This is a genomic window from Streptococcus pseudopneumoniae, from assembly GCF_001072665.1.
GTDB lineage: Bacteria > Bacillota > Bacilli > Lactobacillales > Streptococcaceae > Streptococcus > Streptococcus pseudopneumoniae_S.
This window is the reverse complement of record NZ_JVJI01000100.1, coordinates 1-205: the sequence shown is the minus strand read 5'-3', so window position 1 is coordinate 205 and position 205 is coordinate 1. Positions and strand designations below refer to the sequence as shown.

General features: G+C 53.7%; 1 pseudogene. It reads left to right on the top strand.

What is annotated here, in order from left to right:
- A pseudogene (locus tag ADH52_RS05425) lies at positions 1-205 on the top strand (hypothetical protein); the annotation flags it as partial.

The following is a 205-nucleotide window of genomic DNA, read 5'->3' as shown; positions in this document are numbered from 1 at the left end:
GGACAAAGAAGGCAACATCAAGGGACCTAAAGGGGACAAAGGTGAACAAGGTCTTCAAGGTCGCGATGGTCAAGACGGAGCCCAAGGTTTACCAGGACGCGACGGACGAGATGGTGCAGCAGGTCGTGACGGACGTGATGGCCGCGACGGTAAAGACGTCTTAAACGGCAAAGTTAACCCAGAAGCAAATCAAGGTAAAGACGGC